This is a genomic window from Reichenbachiella sp. 5M10 (assembly GCF_002742335.1).
GTDB lineage: Bacteria > Bacteroidota > Bacteroidia > Cytophagales > Cyclobacteriaceae > Reichenbachiella.
In genome coordinates, this window is the sequence record NZ_MDGR01000007.1 from 2,833,457 (window position 1) to 2,850,298 (window position 16,842).

19 protein-coding genes are annotated in these 16,842 nt (G+C 46.4%); 6 read left to right on the forward strand and 13 right to left on the reverse strand.

Translation table 11 applies throughout. The features are described 5' to 3' along the window. The first annotated feature begins 67 nt into the window (after nucleotides 1-67). On the forward strand, nucleotides 68-562 hold the full coding sequence (locus BFP72_RS11285; RefSeq protein WP_099599236.1) for a DUF2306 domain-containing protein: 495 nt from the start codon (nucleotides 68-70) through the stop codon (nucleotides 560-562). 50 nt (nucleotides 563-612) lie between these two features. On the opposite strand, the gene BFP72_RS11290 is transcribed toward BFP72_RS11285, so the two are convergent. The 6 genes from BFP72_RS11290 to BFP72_RS11315 all read right to left on the reverse strand — a co-directional run bounded on the left by BFP72_RS11290 (nucleotide 613) and on the right by BFP72_RS11315 (nucleotide 8,730). Next, nucleotides 613-2,514: a S9 family peptidase gene (locus BFP72_RS11290; protein WP_099599237.1), complete on the reverse strand. Its 1,902-nt coding sequence runs from the start codon at nucleotides 2,512-2,514 to the stop codon at nucleotides 613-615. Nucleotides 2,515-2,570: 56 nt separating this feature from the next. Further along, the gene (locus BFP72_RS11295) at nucleotides 2,571-3,374 is read right to left on the reverse strand and encodes a PhzF family phenazine biosynthesis protein (RefSeq protein WP_099599238.1); all 804 of its coding nucleotides are present in this window, start codon (nucleotides 3,372-3,374) and stop codon (nucleotides 2,571-2,573) included. Between the two features lie 116 nt (nucleotides 3,375-3,490). Beyond that, a complete protein-coding gene (locus tag BFP72_RS11300; protein ID WP_099599239.1) occupies nucleotides 3,491-4,009 on the reverse strand; it encodes a nuclear transport factor 2 family protein in 519 nt (172 codons plus the stop codon). Between the two features lie 31 nt (nucleotides 4,010-4,040). After that, a complete protein-coding gene (locus BFP72_RS11305) occupies nucleotides 4,041-4,520 on the reverse strand; it encodes a hypothetical protein (RefSeq protein WP_099599240.1) in 480 nt (159 codons plus the stop codon). Next, a complete protein-coding gene (locus tag BFP72_RS11310) occupies nucleotides 4,507-6,363 on the reverse strand; it encodes a hypothetical protein (RefSeq protein ID WP_143520043.1) in 1,857 nt (618 codons plus the stop codon). Before BFP72_RS11310 ends, BFP72_RS11305 begins: the two co-directional genes overlap by 14 nt. Nucleotides 6,364-6,486: 123 nt before the next feature. Continuing rightward, nucleotides 6,487-8,730 carry a Tex family protein gene (locus tag BFP72_RS11315; RefSeq protein ID WP_099599242.1) on the reverse strand — a complete coding sequence of 748 codons (2,244 nt, stop codon included), beginning with the start codon at nucleotides 8,728-8,730 and terminating at the stop codon, nucleotides 6,487-6,489. A gap of 133 nt (nucleotides 8,731-8,863) precedes the next feature. Here BFP72_RS11315 and BFP72_RS11320 point away from each other — a divergent pair, with 133 nt between their 5' ends. Both BFP72_RS11320 and BFP72_RS11325 read left to right on the forward strand, forming a co-directional pair. Next, the gene (locus BFP72_RS11320; protein WP_255397197.1) at nucleotides 8,864-9,448 is read left to right on the forward strand and encodes a TlpA disulfide reductase family protein; all 585 of its coding nucleotides are present in this window, start codon (nucleotides 8,864-8,866) and stop codon (nucleotides 9,446-9,448) included. 19 nt (nucleotides 9,449-9,467) lie between these two features. Continuing rightward, entirely contained in the window at nucleotides 9,468-9,824 is a 357-nt protein-coding gene (locus BFP72_RS11325; protein ID WP_099599243.1) for a hypothetical protein, read from the forward strand. A 2-nt stretch (nucleotides 9,825-9,826) separates the two neighbouring features. On the opposite strand, the gene BFP72_RS11330 is transcribed toward BFP72_RS11325, so the two are convergent. After that, a complete protein-coding gene (locus BFP72_RS11330) occupies nucleotides 9,827-10,432 on the reverse strand; it encodes a T9SS type A sorting domain-containing protein (RefSeq protein ID WP_158233381.1) in 606 nt (201 codons plus the stop codon). A gap of 511 nt (nucleotides 10,433-10,943) precedes the next feature. Here BFP72_RS11330 and BFP72_RS11335 point away from each other — a divergent pair. The 3 genes from BFP72_RS11335 to BFP72_RS11345 all read left to right on the forward strand — a co-directional run bounded on the left by BFP72_RS11335 (nucleotide 10,944) and on the right by BFP72_RS11345 (nucleotide 13,037). Continuing rightward, nucleotides 10,944-11,567 (forward strand): TetR/AcrR family transcriptional regulator, encoded by a 624-nt coding sequence (locus tag BFP72_RS11335; protein ID WP_143520044.1) that lies wholly within the window; start codon nucleotides 10,944-10,946, stop codon nucleotides 11,565-11,567. Nucleotides 11,568-11,613: 46 nt separating this feature from the next. Beyond that, on the forward strand, nucleotides 11,614-12,486 hold the full coding sequence (locus tag BFP72_RS11340; RefSeq protein WP_099599246.1) for an alpha/beta hydrolase: 873 nt from the start codon (nucleotides 11,614-11,616) through the stop codon (nucleotides 12,484-12,486). Between the two features lie 107 nt (nucleotides 12,487-12,593). Then, nucleotides 12,594-13,037: a hypothetical protein gene (locus tag BFP72_RS11345; protein ID WP_099599247.1), complete on the forward strand. Its 444-nt coding sequence runs from the start codon at nucleotides 12,594-12,596 to the stop codon at nucleotides 13,035-13,037. Between the two features lie 46 nt (nucleotides 13,038-13,083). Here BFP72_RS11345 and BFP72_RS11350 read toward each other — a convergent pair whose 3' ends face one another. The 6 genes from BFP72_RS11350 to pxpA form a co-directional block, all read right to left on the reverse strand. Beyond that, nucleotides 13,084-13,302, reverse strand: a complete 219-nt coding sequence (locus tag BFP72_RS11350) for a hypothetical protein (protein WP_099599248.1) — start codon at nucleotides 13,300-13,302, stop codon at nucleotides 13,084-13,086. 96 nt (nucleotides 13,303-13,398) lie between these two features. Beyond that, complete coding sequence (trxA, locus tag BFP72_RS11355) at nucleotides 13,399-13,722, reverse strand: thioredoxin (protein ID WP_099599249.1); 324 nt, start codon at nucleotides 13,720-13,722, stop codon at nucleotides 13,399-13,401. Between the two features lie 119 nt (nucleotides 13,723-13,841). Next, entirely contained in the window at nucleotides 13,842-14,417 is a 576-nt protein-coding gene (locus BFP72_RS11360) for a toxin-antitoxin system YwqK family antitoxin (protein ID WP_099599250.1), read from the reverse strand. Nucleotides 14,418-14,491: 74 nt separating this feature from the next. Then, the gene (locus BFP72_RS11365; protein WP_099599251.1) at nucleotides 14,492-15,343 is read right to left on the reverse strand and encodes a biotin-dependent carboxyltransferase family protein; all 852 of its coding nucleotides are present in this window, start codon (nucleotides 15,341-15,343) and stop codon (nucleotides 14,492-14,494) included. After that, nucleotides 15,333-16,055 (reverse strand): 5-oxoprolinase subunit PxpB, encoded by a 723-nt coding sequence (pxpB, locus tag BFP72_RS11370; protein WP_099599252.1) that lies wholly within the window; start codon nucleotides 16,053-16,055, stop codon nucleotides 15,333-15,335. The genes BFP72_RS11365 and pxpB overlap by 11 nt, the downstream gene beginning before the upstream one ends. After that, entirely contained in the window at nucleotides 16,046-16,813 is a 768-nt protein-coding gene (gene pxpA / locus BFP72_RS11375) for a 5-oxoprolinase subunit PxpA (protein WP_158233382.1), read from the reverse strand. The genes pxpB and pxpA overlap by 10 nt, the downstream gene beginning before the upstream one ends. Between the last annotated feature and the right edge of the window lie 29 nt (nucleotides 16,814-16,842).

A 16,842-nucleotide genomic window follows, 5' to 3' on the forward strand; every position in this document is an offset into this window, starting at 1 on the left:
CTTAATCTAAAAATTAGGTATATCTACCTATTGAGCGTATATTCATGCTACTCAAAACTCTATACTCATGCTGGATTTATCAAATTGGATTCACTCATCAGTAGGTGCGCTACACTTTTACAGTTCGATCATCGGACTACTGACCGGAGCTTTCTTGCTTCTCGCCCCCAAGGGCACTCGCCTGCATAAAACCATCGGCTACCTCTTTTCGGTCTCACTACTTCTGGTCAACCTTTCGGCTTTGTCCATCTACGACTTCAACGACGGCCACCCGAGCGTGTTCCACCTGCTCATTCCCGTCTCGTTGTTTTTCCTCTGCTACGGACTATGGCCCGCTTTCGCGAAAAAGCGCAAACCCAACTGGCTCAAGCAACACATCATCGGGATGAACGGCGCAGCACTCGGGCTTTGGGCAGCAGGAGCCACGGAATTTTTCGTCCGCGAACTATCCTATGGCTTGACCAAACCCGAATTGATTCTCTATTCGACCCTTATATCTGTACCCTTTGCAGTGCTGATTGCGATCAGCATCACCTACCACATCGGGCGGACCTCACGCTGACCAGATTCTCTCAGGCACACTCAAATGCATTCTGGCTCGAGCCTGAGGGGTTATAGTGTCTCTGACAACCACCTAAAGAACTCCTGCTGCCAGACCATGGCATTTTGCGCAGAGAGCACCCAGTGGTTCTCGTTGGGCAAGTAGAGTAGTCGGCTTTTGATACCCCGTAGCTGTGCTGCTTGGAATGCCTCCAGCCCCTGCCCTATAGGCACACGGTAGTCTTTGCCTCCCTGCACGATCATAATCGGCGTATCCCAGTTCTCCACCCTATTGATGGGGTTGAACTCACCGAATGAGCGTTGTGCTATTGCGTTGTCCTTCTCCCAATATGCTCCACCCAAATCCCAATTGACGAAAAACATCTCCTCGGTGGTGCCATACATACTCCTCCAATTGAATATCCCATCATGTGCGATGAAGGACTTGAATCTCCCCTCATGAATCCCTGCGAGATAAAACACCGAATACCCTCCATAACTAGCTCCGACAGCTCCCAATCGATCTTGGTCTACGTAGGGCTCCTTGGCGACATCATCGATGGCCGATAGGTAATCCTGCATGTTTTGCCCCCCATAGTCCGTACTGATCTGCTCGTTCCATGCTACACCATGTCCAGGCATCCCCCGACGATTGGGAGCCACGACGATGTAGCCCTTGGCAGCCATCAGTTGAAAATTCCACCGGTAGGAGTAGAATTGACTCAGTGCCCCTTGTGGTCCTCCTTGACAATACAGTAGCGTCGGATACTTCTTGCTTGGGTCAAAATCCGGAGGATAAATCACCCAAGTGACCATCTGCTTGTTGTCCGTCGTAGTGACCATCCTTTTTTCCACCTTGCTCAGTGCTATTTCTTTGTACTTTGTATCATTGACATGCGTCAATTGTAAAAAAGCAGCCGTTTTCAAATTGACCGTATACAGTTCTGTCGCATGGTTCATGTCTCTACGACCTACTACGAGTGTCTGTCCCGACTGCCCCACGATATTGACCACATCAAACTGCCCCTGGGTGAGTTGCCTCACGACGGGCATTCGTCGTGCCACTCCAGGGAAATCCACCGCAAACAACTGCATGGTTCCCCCCACAGGAGCAACGAAATAGATGTATTTCCCCTTTTCTCCCCAGAGAAACGAGCTCACAGTCCCGTCCCAGTGCTCAGTCAGGTTGTAGCGGACACCCCGATACTCGACGATGATGTCGTTTTTGTCAGACTCGTACCCGTCCCGCTTCATACTGAGCCATGCGAGGACGCCTTTCGGAGAAAACGCCGGGCTGTTGTCATAGCCCATCATCCCTTTGGTCTTATTGGTCGTGGTCTGTGACTTCAGGTCATAGACATATATATCCGTGTTGGTACTCGTCGCATAAGCCGTCCCTACTTTTGATTTTGTCACATACAGTACCTGATGACTCCTCGGGTCCCAAATGTAATCTTCGTCCCCGCCAAAAGGCATCGTCGGACAATGAAACAACTTGTTCTCCATCAAGTCAATCTCCTCCCCTGTATCCCTATCCCTCATGAACAGGTGATTGTAACTCCCGTCAGCCCAGGTGTCCCAGTGCCTATACATCAGGTCATCGTAAACATATGCGTTGGACTTGTCCAGACTGGGGTAGTAATCCACTCCTTTTACATTTTGAACCTTCACAGCCCGATGGCTCAAATCATACTTGCCATCATTCGACCGGTTTTTGTTTCCCACCAAAGCGACCGGATCATCTATGACCTGAGAGACTCCACCTTTGAGTGGTATCGCGTAGTACTGCGTAGCCTTCGCGTCTGCAGTGATATCGTATGTGGTCACACCGAATACAACCTTTGATTTATCCATCGACAAGCCCACTGGGCTCACCCGACCGAGTTCCCAGAGGCGCTCTGGAGTCATCACGTTTTGTGCATTTGTCAAAACGGGAAGCAAAACAACAAGAAGAAGTAAAAGTACTTTTTTCATAACTAGGAGATTTGGGTTCGTACGAGCAATATACAAAAATGTAGAAGTATGCGAAACTAGACGAGCAATTCTCCAGTATGCACAATCACTGCATTGCTGGTGATCTCCAATCGATCCTCTGCGACGATTTTCAGTTTCATAAACCCGCCACGCGCCGATGCTTGGTAGGCTCGAAATTGATCCTGACCAAGCTGCTCTTGCCAATATTTTGCCAGCACCGTATGGGCTGCACCCGTCACAGGATCTTCGTTTCCTCCAGCCCAAGGCCAAAAATACCGCGAATGAAAATCATAGGCATCTGTAGATCGAGCCGTCACGATGACTCCATTGATCCCCTGATGGCTCGCTTGCAGTGCTTCAAAATCAGGCTTCAAAAGACGCAGTGCCTCTGCTCCTCCCATCTCCAGCAACAGCATCTTGGTCTCTTGGCAAAAGCGCGCCGCTAGGACCGAGTCCAACCCTAGCGCCACCAGCATACTCTCAGGTACCTCAGAGACAACGGTACCATAGAGCGGAAACCGCATCATGATCTCACTCCCTACTTTGAAGCAGTGCAAAGTCAGTCCCTCCCCTGTGACGAAATCCACCGCATCGAGAGACTTGGTACTAAAGAGCACCTTGGCTGCTGACAGTGTCGCATGACCGCAAAGAGGAATTTCTTGGATTGGAGAGAAATAACGAATACCATATACGCCACCGCTTAGTTGTGTCACATAGGCTGTCTCTGAGAGGTTAAACTCTCTAGCGATGGCCAGCATCGCATCTTCTGCCAGAGGCTCCTTGAGCATGCATACTGCGGCAGGATTGCCTGCAAAAGGCCGATCGGTAAAGGCGTCTAAAGTGTAGGTTCTAATCCCCATATCTGATTCAAAAATAGGCAACACAAACCAATAAACATGAAGATGAAAAGACAGCAAAGGACATCCGTTTCAACCCCAACAGGGACGAAACACCTCCTCCTTCGCTTCACGCGTGTTTACTCTTCATCTGCCTCTTGTGTCGATGGTGTATCGCTTGGTTTGAAAAACAAATAGCCCAACTGATCATAGATATCTGCTCGATCATAGATCAATAATCCTCGAGAGACTTTTCCATTTTGAACCAAAAACGACGTACTCATCAATACACTCACAGGGGGACCATCGAAATCTTTGAAAGTAATTTTAGCGAGAGCCCATTCACCTATCCAATCCCCATACTCAACTTGGGACGGCAGGGTCACTCCTGAGATTTTCACACTTGTAAATTCCAAGCGAGTCACGCCATCGTTGTTGCGCCAGTTGCTAATCAACTCCTCCTTGAAGAGGGTGTCTCCCACGGATGGCCCCACGATGTAGAACGCATCACTCGCCAAGGAATCCATCGCCGCATAGTCTCTATCCTCGATGGCTCGGACGTACTGGTTCACTAAGTCCACCCCAGATTCTCGGATAGCATCGCCACTACAAGAAGTCAATAGTGTCACTACACTTATACACAACAGAGCTATTCGCATGATTTACAGATTTGATTTAACTAAAGGTAGACTATTCGTAAGAATACTCCTCTACCACTTTCACTCCAGATTCAGAATATTCGATTCTCAAGTACTCAGAGGTCAAATAAAGCACTTCCATTTGATTGATATCCTGCAGACGCTCATTGGTCAAATCGATTACCCCCTCAAACTGCCCCTTGGCATCCTCCTCTAATTCGTAGTAGGCTTGATAAACCAAAGTAGGCTGCTCGGAATTCTCACAATCAAAACTCTGACTCCACATCACCACGGAATCTGCCTTGGTTGCCTCTACAAAAACCAATGAATTGGAGTCGATACAATCTACCAGATCGATGGTGCTACCGTTCTCTGATCGATAGACACGTTCCCACTCTTTGCTATTTTCTGCTGTGAGCAGGTGATTGACCTGCCCCACGCTGTATTTGGTCTCAATATCTTGCGCACACGCGGCTAGCCCTCCCAGCAAAATCACCACCAGGGTGCGGTATATTCTTCTACTTTCTGACATTCCCTGTCCTATCAATCACCAAATAGGCCATTTCGCCATCGCCTACACTATCCATCTCATCGGCCGACACGAAATAGAAGATGGTCTCTTTGACCGTATCATTCATTTTCACGTCTACCGGCTTTCGCGGCACTTTGATTCTATTGGACCACTTCATTTCGCCAGATTCCTCGATCGAAATGGCCACCATGTTCTTACTACCCGATGGGTCTGCACTGTACAAATATGCTGTCAAGCGTCCTTCTTGGGCCGGGACAAAATCACCAAACACCAACAAGTCTGCTTTGTCATAGCTCATCCCTTTGAGAACAAAATTCTCTTTCCACTCAATCAATCGTCCGTTGTTGACTTTGGCAATGAAGCCTACGTCCACACTCCCTTTGAATTCCAACCCAATCACATAGGTATTGGACGAATCGTCCTTGAGCGTAGCGACCGAATAGTAATCACTCAAATATCGGGGAGCTTCCATATCGTCTGCTGTCGGCAGATACAACGAATCTGCTCCATCAGGGCTCACACCCCAATGACTCCTTGTGACAAATGTTTGATTTCTATCTTCCCACTTGCTACGCGCCGAAGAGACGAAAGATTCCATCTTTTGGCGCAGCTTGATCAAGCCAAAATCACCTCCATACTCTCCCTCTATCAATTCTGGATACTTCAGTTTCCCTTCTGTCACATAGGGTTCTACCAAAGTCTCTGCATTCATCTCGATGTGATCCAGTATACTCAACAAACTGTCTGATATCATCACTTGATAATCCACGTCCTCCTCATTCTCTATTCGGGCATTTTGGAGTGGAGTAGTGATGTACTGGTATTGATTGGTTTTGATCTGGATATCAAACAGTTTGATCGGAATTGGATCCGGATCCAGTTCCCTCATTTGGCTGACAAGCCTTGGATTCGTCTGTTTGATGAGTGATGAAAAATCCATCGTATACAACCCCTTTAGGGACTCGTACTCTGCCTTTAATTCCTTGTCAAATTCGATCAATTCCGCCTTCATACTGAGCACTTCTCTTTTGATTTTAGAGTAATTTTCTTCAGCCCAAACACCATAATCCCAAGCCTGTACGTCATTGGCAAAAAAGTCTACTTCGCTCATGCCGTCTTGCCCATAAGTGCGGATGACCTTGAACGTCAGCTCAGGACTGTAGCCCTTGGCCCCAGTCATGCTCACTGCCTGACGCACCCGTTCAAATCCATCACGAATATCCGTCGTACGAGCGATCATCTCATCCAACTGATCCAATTGATCCTGCCCTGTCCTCAAGTAGAACTCACTCACCGTAGGATATTGCTTCACAAAACCAGTATAGGTATTCATGCAAAAAGTATTATATGCATTGATTTTGAAGAGATTGCTATAGATATCACTGGCATAATCCACGATGTTTTTGGTCGACTCTATCTTCTTGTCCAAATCAAGCTGCACGTCGGATAGTTTGATCCCAAATTCTCCCGTACGCAAATCTCTACGGTAGTACGCTTGGTAATAATCGTCGTTCTTCTTGAGCTCCTTCTCATCGATGAGGTCCTTGGATTTCATCAAAAAATACAACGCTGAATCAGCCGCCTTGAGTATCGCAGTGGAGTCTTCGATTAAGTGATAGTTGCTCACTTGACGATCATAAAACAAGGCCATCTGCAGATTCGCATTGGCTTCATCAGCATTTTTCTCATCTGATAGAAACTCCCTAGTCATCGGAATCGCGGTATCATAGTCCCCCGCTTCGATGAGTTCAAAGATGTTCTTGTACTTCAGTTTTTGAGCCTGCACTTGCGTGCTCGCCATCCCGCATAGGGCAATCAATAGGAACTTGATATAATTTGACATACTTGAGCTAGGTTTTCTATTTATACACTAAATCTACCTGTATGGTAGATTTAGTCTCTTTCTTAAAACTTGAAATTATGGATTTTCGAAGGAAAAACCATAGAATACCCAATGAACGAGCTACTATCCATTAAATTTCCCTTTGAGCATAGCTAATTTGGCCTGTAAATCACCTTCCGGCTCTACTGCCTTGGATTGCTTGCGCTCGTTGCGCTTGGCTGGAGCCTTGCCAAACGGGTCTGACTTCAACGAAAGTGAGATCCTCTTCTGTGCGGCATTGATCTCCGTCACGGTCACCATTACTTGTTGTTGTAGCTTGATTACTTTGGAAGGATCGCTGACAAAATTGTCCGACAAATGACTCACGTGTACCAACCCATCTTGGTGTACTCCCACATCTACGAATGCACCAAATTTGGTAATATTGGTCACAATACCAGGCAGTTTCATCCCAATTTTTAAATCACTGATTTCATTGACCCCTTCTTGGAAGGCGAACACTTCATACTCCTCTCGAGGGTCACGCCCTGGCTTGTCGAGTTCTTTCATGATATCCTCCAGTGTAGGCAACCCCACTTCTTCGGTCACATAATTTTTGGGGTTGATTTTGGCTCTGAGTCCAGCGTCTGAGACGAGGCTCTCTACAGAACTATTGAGATCAGCAGCCATACGCTCCACGAGCGGGTAGCGCTCTGGGTGCACAGCACTGCGATCGAGTACATTGACGCCATTGCGAATACGCAAAAAACCAGCAGCCTGCTCAAAAGCCTTGTCTCCCATTCTAGCCACCTTCTTCAGTTCGTTTCGACTCTGAAACGGTCCATTGGCTTCACGATGTTTGATTATATTTTCTGCCAACTGCGGTCCCAGCCCCGAAACATAAGTCAACAGCTGCTTGCTTGCAGTGTTGATTTCGACACCCACACCATTGACACAACTCCCGACCACATCGTCGAGCGATCCCTTGAGTGCAGATTGATCCACGTCATGCTGGTATTGCCCCACACCGATGGATTTTGCATCAATCTTGACGAGCTCAGCCAGTGGATCCATCATACGCCGACCGATGGATACTGCACCCCGTACAGTGACATCCTGATCTGGAAATTCATCTCTTGCCACTTCAGAAGCAGAATATATCGACGCACCGCTTTCGTTGACCATCGCGATGATGATGTTTGGGCTCAAACCAAGCCCTCTGACGAAACTCTCTGTTTCGCGACTTGCCGTGCCGTTTCCAATCGCAATCGCTTCGATGTTATGTTCTTCCACCATCATTTTGATCACTGCACTGGATTCCCTCACTCGGTTTTGCGGTTGATTGGGATAGATCGCTTCAAACTGCAACAGCTTACCTTGTCTATCTAAGCACACCACCTTGCACCCCGTACGAAAACCTGGATCCAGTGCCAATACATTTTTTTGACCCAAAGCAGGAGCTAAGAGAAGCTGACGCAGGTTGTCAGAAAATACAGCTATCGCTTCTTCATCTGCCTTCTTCTTGGATTCGACACGAGACTCGGTCTCCATCGATGGCTTCAAAAGACGCTTGTAGGCATCCTTGATCGCTATACCCACTTGCTCCGAACAGGCATTTTGCCCCGTCAGTACTTTGTCTTCGATGGCCTTCATCGCCAAGCCCTCTTCAGGACAGATGTCCAAAGACAATATCATCTCCTTCTCTCCACGTCTCATAGCAAGCAATCGGTGCGAAGGGATCTTCTTCAACGGTTCGTCCCACTCAAAGTAATCCTTGTATTTCTGCCCTTCCGTTTCTTTGCCCTTCATGACAGTGGATTTGACGATACCTTGCTCCAAAAACAGCTTACGCAACGAAGCTCTCACTTCACTGTTTTCGTTGGTCCACTCAGCGATGATATCACGAGCACCTTGTAGAGCCGCCTCTATGTCTTTGACGTCTTTCTCTTCGTCAATATACTGTGCTGCGATTGCTTCTGGGTCTTCCATCCCTTGCTTGAAGAGCACCTGCGCCAGTGGTTCCAATCCCTTGTCTCTTGCGATGGTCGCCTTGGTTTTTCGCTTGGGCTTATAGGGCAGATAGATGTCTTCCAACACTGCCAAAGTATCTGCTCCCTCTATTTTTTTCTTCAATTCGGGGGTCAACTTCCCTTGTTCATCGATTGACTTTAGGATAGCTTCACGACGTTTGTCCAAATCACGGAGCTTCTGTATCCGCTCTTTGACCGCACCAACCTGCACTTCGTCCATACTGCCAGTCATTTCCTTTCGATATCGAGAGATAAAAGGCACCGTAGCTCCTTCGTCGAGCAAAGCAACCACAGCTGCTATTTTGGAAGGTGTTAGGTTTAATTCCGAAGCGATTATCGCGGTATGTTGTTGACTCATGTATCTAGATTAATATTTTCTTCAATTTTTTATTTTGGGGGAGCCAAAAGTAAGTCCTTCGAGGAATTATTTTGCGTTTGAAATTGTATTAATTCTGAACTATTTATCCACAGGGGCTAAAGACTACAATGCCATGAAAATCAAAAAGGAAATAAAGGAATGGGTGCTCATTGTGGCACTGTTTGGAGGACTGTATGTCAGTGGGTACTACAAGGATGTCGCAAGTTTTCTGCAACGCATCATCATCGAGACAAGGCTACTCCAACCTTCGACCAATGCCTCAGGGTTCGAGCAAGCAGACTACAACATGCACCTGCTCGACGAAACAGGTCAAAGCGTAGATTTCAATACGTTTCGTCAGAAAACAGTCTTTCTCAATTTTTGGGCCACCTGGTGTCCTCCATGCATGGCCGAGATGCCGGACATCCAAGCCCTATACAATGAAGTACACTCCAAGGACGTACATTTTGTGATGATTAGTCTCGATGAGGATTTTGCAAAAGCCATTGCGCTAAAAGAAAAAAAAGGCTACACCTTCCCTATCTATCAACTGCAATCCCATAGACCTCAGGTACTCCAAAGCCAGTCCATACCTACGACATACGTACTCTCTCCTCAGGGACGAATCATCGCTCGACGAGAAGGGATGGCCAAGTACAACACGGCATCTTTCAGAAATCTATTGATCAAGGCAGCCCAAACTGGCAAGAATCTCTGATTCCTCTTATATTGAGGCCATGATCGATACGTTGATACCTGCACTATCTGCACTTATAGGCACAGCCATGGGTGGAATGATGACTTACCTCATCCAAAAAAAGCAGTTTGAGCACGAACTCAAAAAACTGCGTATGGAAAACAAAACGGAATTTATGGCCGAAGAAACCGTCAAACATTTCCTCAACCACAAGACCTATACAGATCGATCATTTGAGGTCATCCAAAAGCACCTAGGTGGATTTGAAGAAGATGAACTTCGCAAAATACTGGTCAGAGCTGGAGCGATTCGTGAATTTAGAAAGGATGGATCCGAATGGTGGAGATTGCTCTCGCGTATGGATGAATTCATCCAAAACAAACAACAAAAACCTTAAAATTAGTTTCGACGAATTTGGATGGTTTTCTGTTCGTGTGCAGTCTGTACTTTGAGAAAATAAATACCCGTCTGCGCTCGCTTCAACTCAGCAGAGACTATCATCTCTACTTCCATATTGCTATGGGAGTTTCCAGAGAGTATGGTTTTGCCTCGTACATCTAGCAGCTGATAGTGCTGGATTAGATCCCCTGCGATTCGTATGCTACCATTGGTGGGATTAGGATAGACGACCACTTCATTGGCTACTCCTCGATGGACAGTCAACACTTCGCTATATGCCACACCTTCTTCGGAGATCAACTTGAGACGATAATCACAATCCGTATCCAATTCATCGACTTTGAAGCTATAGGGATTCCAAGAGTGGTTTGCACCCAATGTAGTCAAAGCCACAAACTCATGATCCAGTTCAGACTTGATTTCTACTACGAATTGATGAATGCTCGAATTGGCTACCACATCCCAAGTCAAATGCATCTGTTGATTCTTGACCTCTTTTTGAAAGTGAAGAAGCTCACTACTCAACGGGTGTACTTGTGCATAGGACAGGTGATTCACCACCATCGCTGCACAAAGCACTAAAAGCCAATGACCTATGTATTTCATTATCATCCTCTGGTATACTCTATTTTATATAGGTAGGTTGTATCAACTAGGTCGATGACAAAGATATTTGATCCCCTTGAGCAGGAGCATAGTACTATTGCGTAATCTTTCAAATAAGAAAATTCGTTACGACATAGTACCTTTCACTCATATCCGATATGGATCTAATACTTGACCAAATCCAATGTCGTCGAGCCTAGATGAGTAGTCAAACTTCCAAAGCAAGCTCCTATATTATAATTCCGTGTATATGGCTACACATCCGTATGCGCATCACTTTCATTAGCTATATAAACCATCGGCGGTGGGATATATTGTCATCACACGAAGAGAACTAAACAGAAAGGAATGCGAAACAAGTTTTTCATTCTATCGGTTGTAAACCAGTTAGCTTCATATGAGGTCATACATTGAGTTGTCACAAATATATTTTACCCTTTTCCTATATGGAAATAGGGCTTTCTTGTAAAAGAAAAATAAGAAAAAACAGCAATATACCAATCGGTATATTTTGAATATTAACTACTATTGTGGCATGGTCACTACCAAAGCCGCTAAAACAGCGGAGTACATCATCGAAACCGTAGCTCCATATTTCAACAAGCACGGATATACGGGCACGAGCCTGTCCGATATCACCAAAGCCACAGGACTAACCAAAGGAGCAATCTACGGCAACTTTGCTAGCAAAGAAGATTTGGCCGTACAAGCCTTCAATTTCACGGTCAAATCCCGCCTTTGGCCTGTAATAGAGGCTATCAATCAAGAAAACACTGGCTTGAACAAGCTACACGCACTGACGAGTTTCTATCGCAACTACTACGACCATGTCTCAGAATATGGCGGGTGCCCGGTCCTCAATGTCGGTGTGGATTCGATGAACCATAACAGTGTGCTCTACCAACGTGTCGTGTCGGTCATAGGCAAAATGACTCAAGGAATCGCAGATGTCATTCTCCAGGCGCAAAATGAAGGCAGTATCAAAGCCTCCATCGACGCGACTACCTATGCCAACCGTATCTATGCCCAAATCCAAGGCAGCATATTTCTGTCCATCATCACCCAATCCAATCAAAACATGGTAGACATGATGAATCATATCGATCAAATGATCGCCATAGAAATGAAAGTATAAAAAAATTTAAACAGCATTATACCGATCGGTATATTTTAACATTGCCATGAAAAAATTCATCAAACCCTACTTCCAAGTCTTGTCCACCCTCTCCCCCTCTCTTGCGGGAAAACAAGCTTTTCGGTTGTTTCAAATTCCTATCAATAAAAAAATTCGTCCAAAAGAGCTACCCTTCTTTGACCAAGCGAACAGCTTCATCGTGCCCTGGTATCACGAAGACATACGGTGCTACAGTCTAGGGCCTATCGATGGACCTCTGGTCTTGATGGTTCATGGTTGGGAATCCAACGCCGCTAGCCTATCTGGTATCGCAACCCCACTTGCTGAAGCAGGGTACCATACAGTACTACTCAATCTCCCTGCTCATGGCTACTCCAAACTCAAGCGTACCAACCTAAAGATGTGTAGCGAAGCACTACGGGAGGTTATTGAATTCTTGCAACCCACAGCTCCATTTTCTGTCGTAGCACATTCCTTTGGTTCGGCAGTCACGACCTATGCACTGTCCAAAACCCGTCACACTGTGGATCAACTGATTTTTCTCACGACTCCCGACAGAATCACTGATGTATTCCAAGAATTCGCAAATTTCATCGGGTTGAGCCCTCGGGCCTATGAGCAATTGCTCACCATCACCGAAAACCTCATCCAGGAGCCCATCGATCGGGTCAATGTCTCCACCCTAGGCAGTCTGATACAGCACGACGGTTTGCTCATCATACACGACCAATCTGACAGGATCATTCACATAGACAAAGCCCGATCGGTTCACGATGCTTGGGACAATGCTACACTAGAGATCATACAAAATACTGGACATTACAAGATGCTCTGGAATGAGGACGTCATTCGGACCATAGTGAACAAACTGCAACCTCTGAAAGCACAACCATCTCCGACACAGGGCATTGACGCCTAGACGACATAGTTAGCCGAATCATCGAGATTGCAAGCCAATCTTGGTCTGGATTTCATTTTTGACACGGTTTTTGGATTGTGGCACAGCACACCGCTAAAAGAAACAACATGAAAAAATTAGGATTAATTGCCCTCAGTCTATTGACAACTGCCACTATCTATGCACAAGAGATAACCTCCTACGACGCATATCAGATCAAAAACAATGTCTACATAGAAATCCTTGACATCAAGCGAGTGGAAAAATATGGATGGGACAATCTCGAAATCGAATACACTCTCAACAATGCGTCGGAGTATGATTTGCAAAAGGTAGACTTCTTGATCCATCTACTCGACAAAAATCAAGAGGAAATCGGCACGATGGAACTGTACACCTTTGATGTGCCAAAAAAAAGCAACAAAACATACAAAAACATCGAAGTGCTCTCACCCTTCGTAAATGAGAAATTCGACCACTACATCGTGGAGACAAAAAAATTAGACGTAATCACCGACCCCAAGGCGTCTGTTGTATCCATATCCTCTACTCAAGATATATCGCTCAAATAGTCCAACTATAGATTCGGCTGACCTTAAACCAGTCAGCCGAATTGCTTTATTTTCTTACTATGAGTTTCCACACCCCTATGACAGCTGACACAGCCCCTACAAACAACATGGCGTAGTACCAATTGGAACTGAGCGTATAGGATCCTCCGATCTCGTTGCGAACAATAGTACCTAGACTAGCATTGGGAGAATGAGTCATGGCCCAATAAATAAAAAATGCACCTATCACTATGTACAACAAAGCCAACTTCATGTAGTTTTTCATAATCGTGTTTTTTTGAGAAGATAAGAAAAGTATATAAAAAGAAAAACCCTGATCACCAATGATCAGGGTTTTCTATGTTTTTGAGTATCAAGAGGCTTATAGCTGCGCGTCTATCTTACCCGCCAATACCCCTTTGGGTACTGCACCTACTTGCTTGTCTACTACTTCCCCGTTTTTGAATACAAGCAAAGTAGGGATGCTTCTCACACCAAACTTAGCCGATACTTCAGGATTAGCATCTACATCTACTTTCCCTACTACAGCTTTTCCTTCATAGTCACCAGCCAATTCTTCCACTACTGGACCGATCATTTTACATGGCCCACACCATTCTGCCCAAAAATCTACTAATATTGGCTGATCTGATTGCAGTACTTCGTCAAAGTTGCTGTCAGTAATTTCAATTGCTTTGTTACCCATGATTATAAAATTTAATATTTAATGCTTTTATTATGCCTTCAAAACGCAAATATAGTAGAAATTGTTCGTGCTAGATTATCGTTTTTGCGAATGATCTCATAGACAAAACCGATCCCTGCCTATTCTTTGACCAATGCGCCGTTTTTGTACTCATACTGGATGGTCACATTACCATCTTGATCAAACCATGTTGCGGTCCCGTGGATCTTTCCACCACTGTAGAAACTTTCCTCCATGAGTTTGCCATTGGTGTAGTACTTTCTCTTGCCACCATCGAGCACTCCCATCGTATAGTTTCTCTCTTCTGCTTTTCTACCCCTCTGATACAATACATACTCACCATTTTCCACCCCATTGACAAAATGCCCCTTGAGCGTCACATCTCCCTGCTGATTCATTTCGATATGCACACCCTGCTTGATTCCATCGACATACGAAGTGACTGATTTGGGCATCCCGTTACTATGATAGACCGTCCATGTACCGTTGCGCTTGCCCTTGTAGTATTCGCCCTGCTCCTCCACACGATCGCCAAACATCACTGTCGCACGAGACAATCCTGGAATCTCTTCGTAATCCGTAATTTCAGCATATTCGGGCAGGCCATCTAGTGTCACATCTTCTGTCACTATTCGTTTTTGTCCACAAGACCACACAATCAACCCCAACCCAAGTATTGTCCATATTTGCTTCATACTACACTTCCTTTTGTTTCAAAATTTGAAATTAAATACTCCCCAAGAATAAGGCAACAGGACGATGGCAATTTTTACAACCAGACAAAACGAAAGGTATCTCCTGGCTTGAGTTGTGCCAACACATCCAAGTCTTCGCTCTGCACCACAGCAATCCTCGGATACCCCCCTGTCGTCTGCGCATCTATCCCCAAGATGATCGGCTGCCCCGAGTGTGTAAGTTGTACCACCCCGGGAAAAACCCCTGACGAAATCACCTCCATAGGTTCTTCCAAAATCAATTTCGTCTTGAGACGCAAGCCCATGCGGTTGGAATGACTCGATACCACATGAGTAACACTGGTCCATGCTTTCTTCTGTTGCACATTGAGCAAATGACACTCTGGTCCCTCATACACTCCGAGTACGGGTACCCATGGCTCGGGTGCAACCTTTCGGCAAAATTCAGCTCCTTCTACCGTCTCGATCGATAACACACTACCCTTAGTCAACTTGCCCGGAACAGCCTCCCCTTCGCACATGGGACTGACACTCCCCATCCAGACTGGCACATCCCACTTGCCCCCAATCGCCAGGTAAGCCCTACACCCTGACACGCACCTCCCAAAATGCAACACGTCTCCTGTAGCAACCGTCACCCTCTCGCACATCAGCATTGGTTTACCGTTGAGTTGTGGCGAAAGATCCGCTCCCACCAGTGCGATACTACCGCTCCCTTCAAAACGCAATACGGGTCCCACCAAAGTCATTTCCAGTACAGGTCTCTCCACAGGGTTGCCGACGAGGGCATTGGCAGCTGCGGCAGCTCCACGGTCCATGGCACCTCCAATCGGGACCCCCATGGACTGGCACCCCATCCGTCCCTGGTCCTGCACGGAGGCAAACAACCCAGGCTTCTCGCAGATTACTTTTAGTTTACCAGACATAAAGTGACTTTAAATTGAAATTACCTGACTCTATATCTCTGGCAATCATACGGTATACCTGTGGGCTCACTGCAAAAAATTGCACTCGATCTCCTGCCTGTAGTAGAGCTCCCTTGCCCGACACTCCGTCAAAAAGAGGAATAGGCGTCTGCCCAATGATCTGCCAGCCTCCTGGCGCAGCACAAGGGTAAATACCTGTCTGATCCCCTGCCAAACCTACCGCGCCACGAGGTACTTTGAGCCTCGGCTCGGAATGCCGAGGCACTTGAAGAGTCTCGGGCAATTTCCCCAAATAAGGAAATCCTGGCAAAAAACCAATCATGTAGGTGTGATAGATCGCGTGGGTATGATCGTCTATGATTTCTTGTTTGGTCCGTCGGGTATAATGCTCCACCCAAGACATATCCATCGCATATTCTTCTTCATAGCAAACAGGAATCCGCACCACTCGATTTGTTTCAGGAGTCGACGGGTCCTCGTATGACCAAGATACTATTCGTTGACTCATCTCCGCAAAGGAAATCAACGTCGGATCAAAACATACTGTCAACGAACAATAAGCGGGAATTGTCCCTTGTACACCTATAATCTCTTGCTGTAGCAGCCATTGATTTAGCGCATGAACTGCCCTATTGATCCTCACCTCCACTTTTTGTTCAAACTGCACCAGTAGCGCCGAATCACCGTATCGTATCACATCGATCAACTCCATGTACACAAGGTATACGGAGTGGTAGACAAATAACGATGAATTTCCATAAGAATAGGAAGTGCGGCTGGATTGTCACCATGCACACAGTAGGTATCAGCAGCCATCGGTATGAGCATACCTGTCGGCGTACTCACTGCTTGCATCTCTACCAATATTCGAAATTGAGCGAGTGCCAAGGCAGGATCTGTAAGCAAAGCACTCGACTCGGCACGTGACATCAAAGCCCCGCTCTGGTCATAGCGTCTATCGACAAAAGCCTCCCGAATGTAAGACAGTCCTTGCGCTGCAGCCCATGTCTCCAATGGAGCAGCTGCCAGTCCCATCAAGGGCAATTCAGCATCTACCCTTTGTACTGCGGTGATCAACGCTCTCGCCGTATCTTGGTCCTGAGCAGACCGGTTGTAAAGGGCTCCATGTGCTTTGACATAGGACAACCGAATGCCTTGCCGCTCGGCTTGCTCTTGGAGAGCTCCAATCTGCTCCACCAGCGTCTCGATCAGTGCTTCCTCACTAATATCCACCTCTTCGCGCCCAAAGCCCCGCCGATCAGGATACGAAGGATGAGCACCTACTCTCACCTTGTGCGTCTTGGCCAATAGTACCGTCTGAGCCATCGATTGGATATCTCCCACATGTCCTCCGCAAGCGATATTGGCCGAACTCACCCACGGCATAAGAACCGCATCGTCTCCGGAAGTGACCTTATCACCAAACTCCCCCATGTCACTATTGATATCTATCGATTGAGTTTCACGCATTGCTAGATCAAATCTAATCATACCCTCCC

What these genes read in the sequence shown, in the direction of transcription:
- BFP72_RS11360 (WP_099599250.1), bottom strand. Translation starts at nt 14,417, where the DNA reads ATGAAGCAAATATGGACAATACTTGGGTTGGGGTTGATTGTGTGGTCT.
- BFP72_RS11290 (WP_099599237.1), bottom strand. Translation starts at nt 2,514, where the DNA reads ATGAAAAAAGTACTTTTACTTCTTCTTGTTGTTTTGCTTCCCGTTTTG.
- pxpB (WP_099599252.1), bottom strand. Translation starts at nt 16,055, where the DNA reads ATGGAGTTGATCGATGTGATACGATACGGTGATTCGGCGCTACTGGTG.
- BFP72_RS11345 (WP_099599247.1), top strand. Translation starts at nt 12,594, where the DNA reads ATGAAAAAATTAGGATTAATTGCCCTCAGTCTATTGACAACTGCCACT.
- BFP72_RS11300 (WP_099599239.1), bottom strand. Translation starts at nt 4,009, where the DNA reads ATGCGAATAGCTCTGTTGTGTATAAGTGTAGTGACACTATTGACTTCT.
- BFP72_RS11330 (WP_158233381.1), bottom strand. Translation starts at nt 10,432, where the DNA reads ATGAAATACATAGGTCATTGGCTTTTAGTGCTTTGTGCAGCGATGGTG.
- BFP72_RS11315 (WP_099599242.1), bottom strand. Translation starts at nt 8,730, where the DNA reads ATGAGTCAACAACATACCGCGATAATCGCTTCGGAATTAAACCTAACA.
- BFP72_RS11320 (WP_255397197.1), top strand. Translation starts at nt 8,864, where the DNA reads ATGAAAATCAAAAAGGAAATAAAGGAATGGGTGCTCATTGTGGCACTG.
- BFP72_RS11340 (WP_099599246.1), top strand. Translation starts at nt 11,614, where the DNA reads ATGAAAAAATTCATCAAACCCTACTTCCAAGTCTTGTCCACCCTCTCC.
- BFP72_RS11310 (WP_143520043.1), bottom strand. Translation starts at nt 6,363, where the DNA reads ATGTCAAATTATATCAAGTTCCTATTGATTGCCCTATGCGGGATGGCG.
- BFP72_RS11350 (WP_099599248.1), bottom strand. Translation starts at nt 13,302, where the DNA reads ATGAAAAACTACATGAAGTTGGCTTTGTTGTACATAGTGATAGGTGCA.
- BFP72_RS11325 (WP_099599243.1), top strand. Translation starts at nt 9,468, where the DNA reads ATGATCGATACGTTGATACCTGCACTATCTGCACTTATAGGCACAGCC.
- trxA (WP_099599249.1), bottom strand. Translation starts at nt 13,722, where the DNA reads ATGGGTAACAAAGCAATTGAAATTACTGACAGCAACTTTGACGAAGTA.
- pxpA (WP_158233382.1), bottom strand. Translation starts at nt 16,813, where the DNA reads ATGCGTGAAACTCAATCGATAGATATCAATAGTGACATGGGGGAGTTT.
- BFP72_RS11285 (WP_099599236.1), top strand. Translation starts at nt 68, where the DNA reads ATGCTGGATTTATCAAATTGGATTCACTCATCAGTAGGTGCGCTACAC.
- BFP72_RS11365 (WP_099599251.1), bottom strand. Translation starts at nt 15,343, where the DNA reads ATGTCTGGTAAACTAAAAGTAATCTGCGAGAAGCCTGGGTTGTTTGCC.
- BFP72_RS11305 (WP_099599240.1), bottom strand. Translation starts at nt 4,520, where the DNA reads ATGTCAGAAAGTAGAAGAATATACCGCACCCTGGTGGTGATTTTGCTG.
- BFP72_RS11295 (WP_099599238.1), bottom strand. Translation starts at nt 3,374, where the DNA reads ATGGGGATTAGAACCTACACTTTAGACGCCTTTACCGATCGGCCTTTT.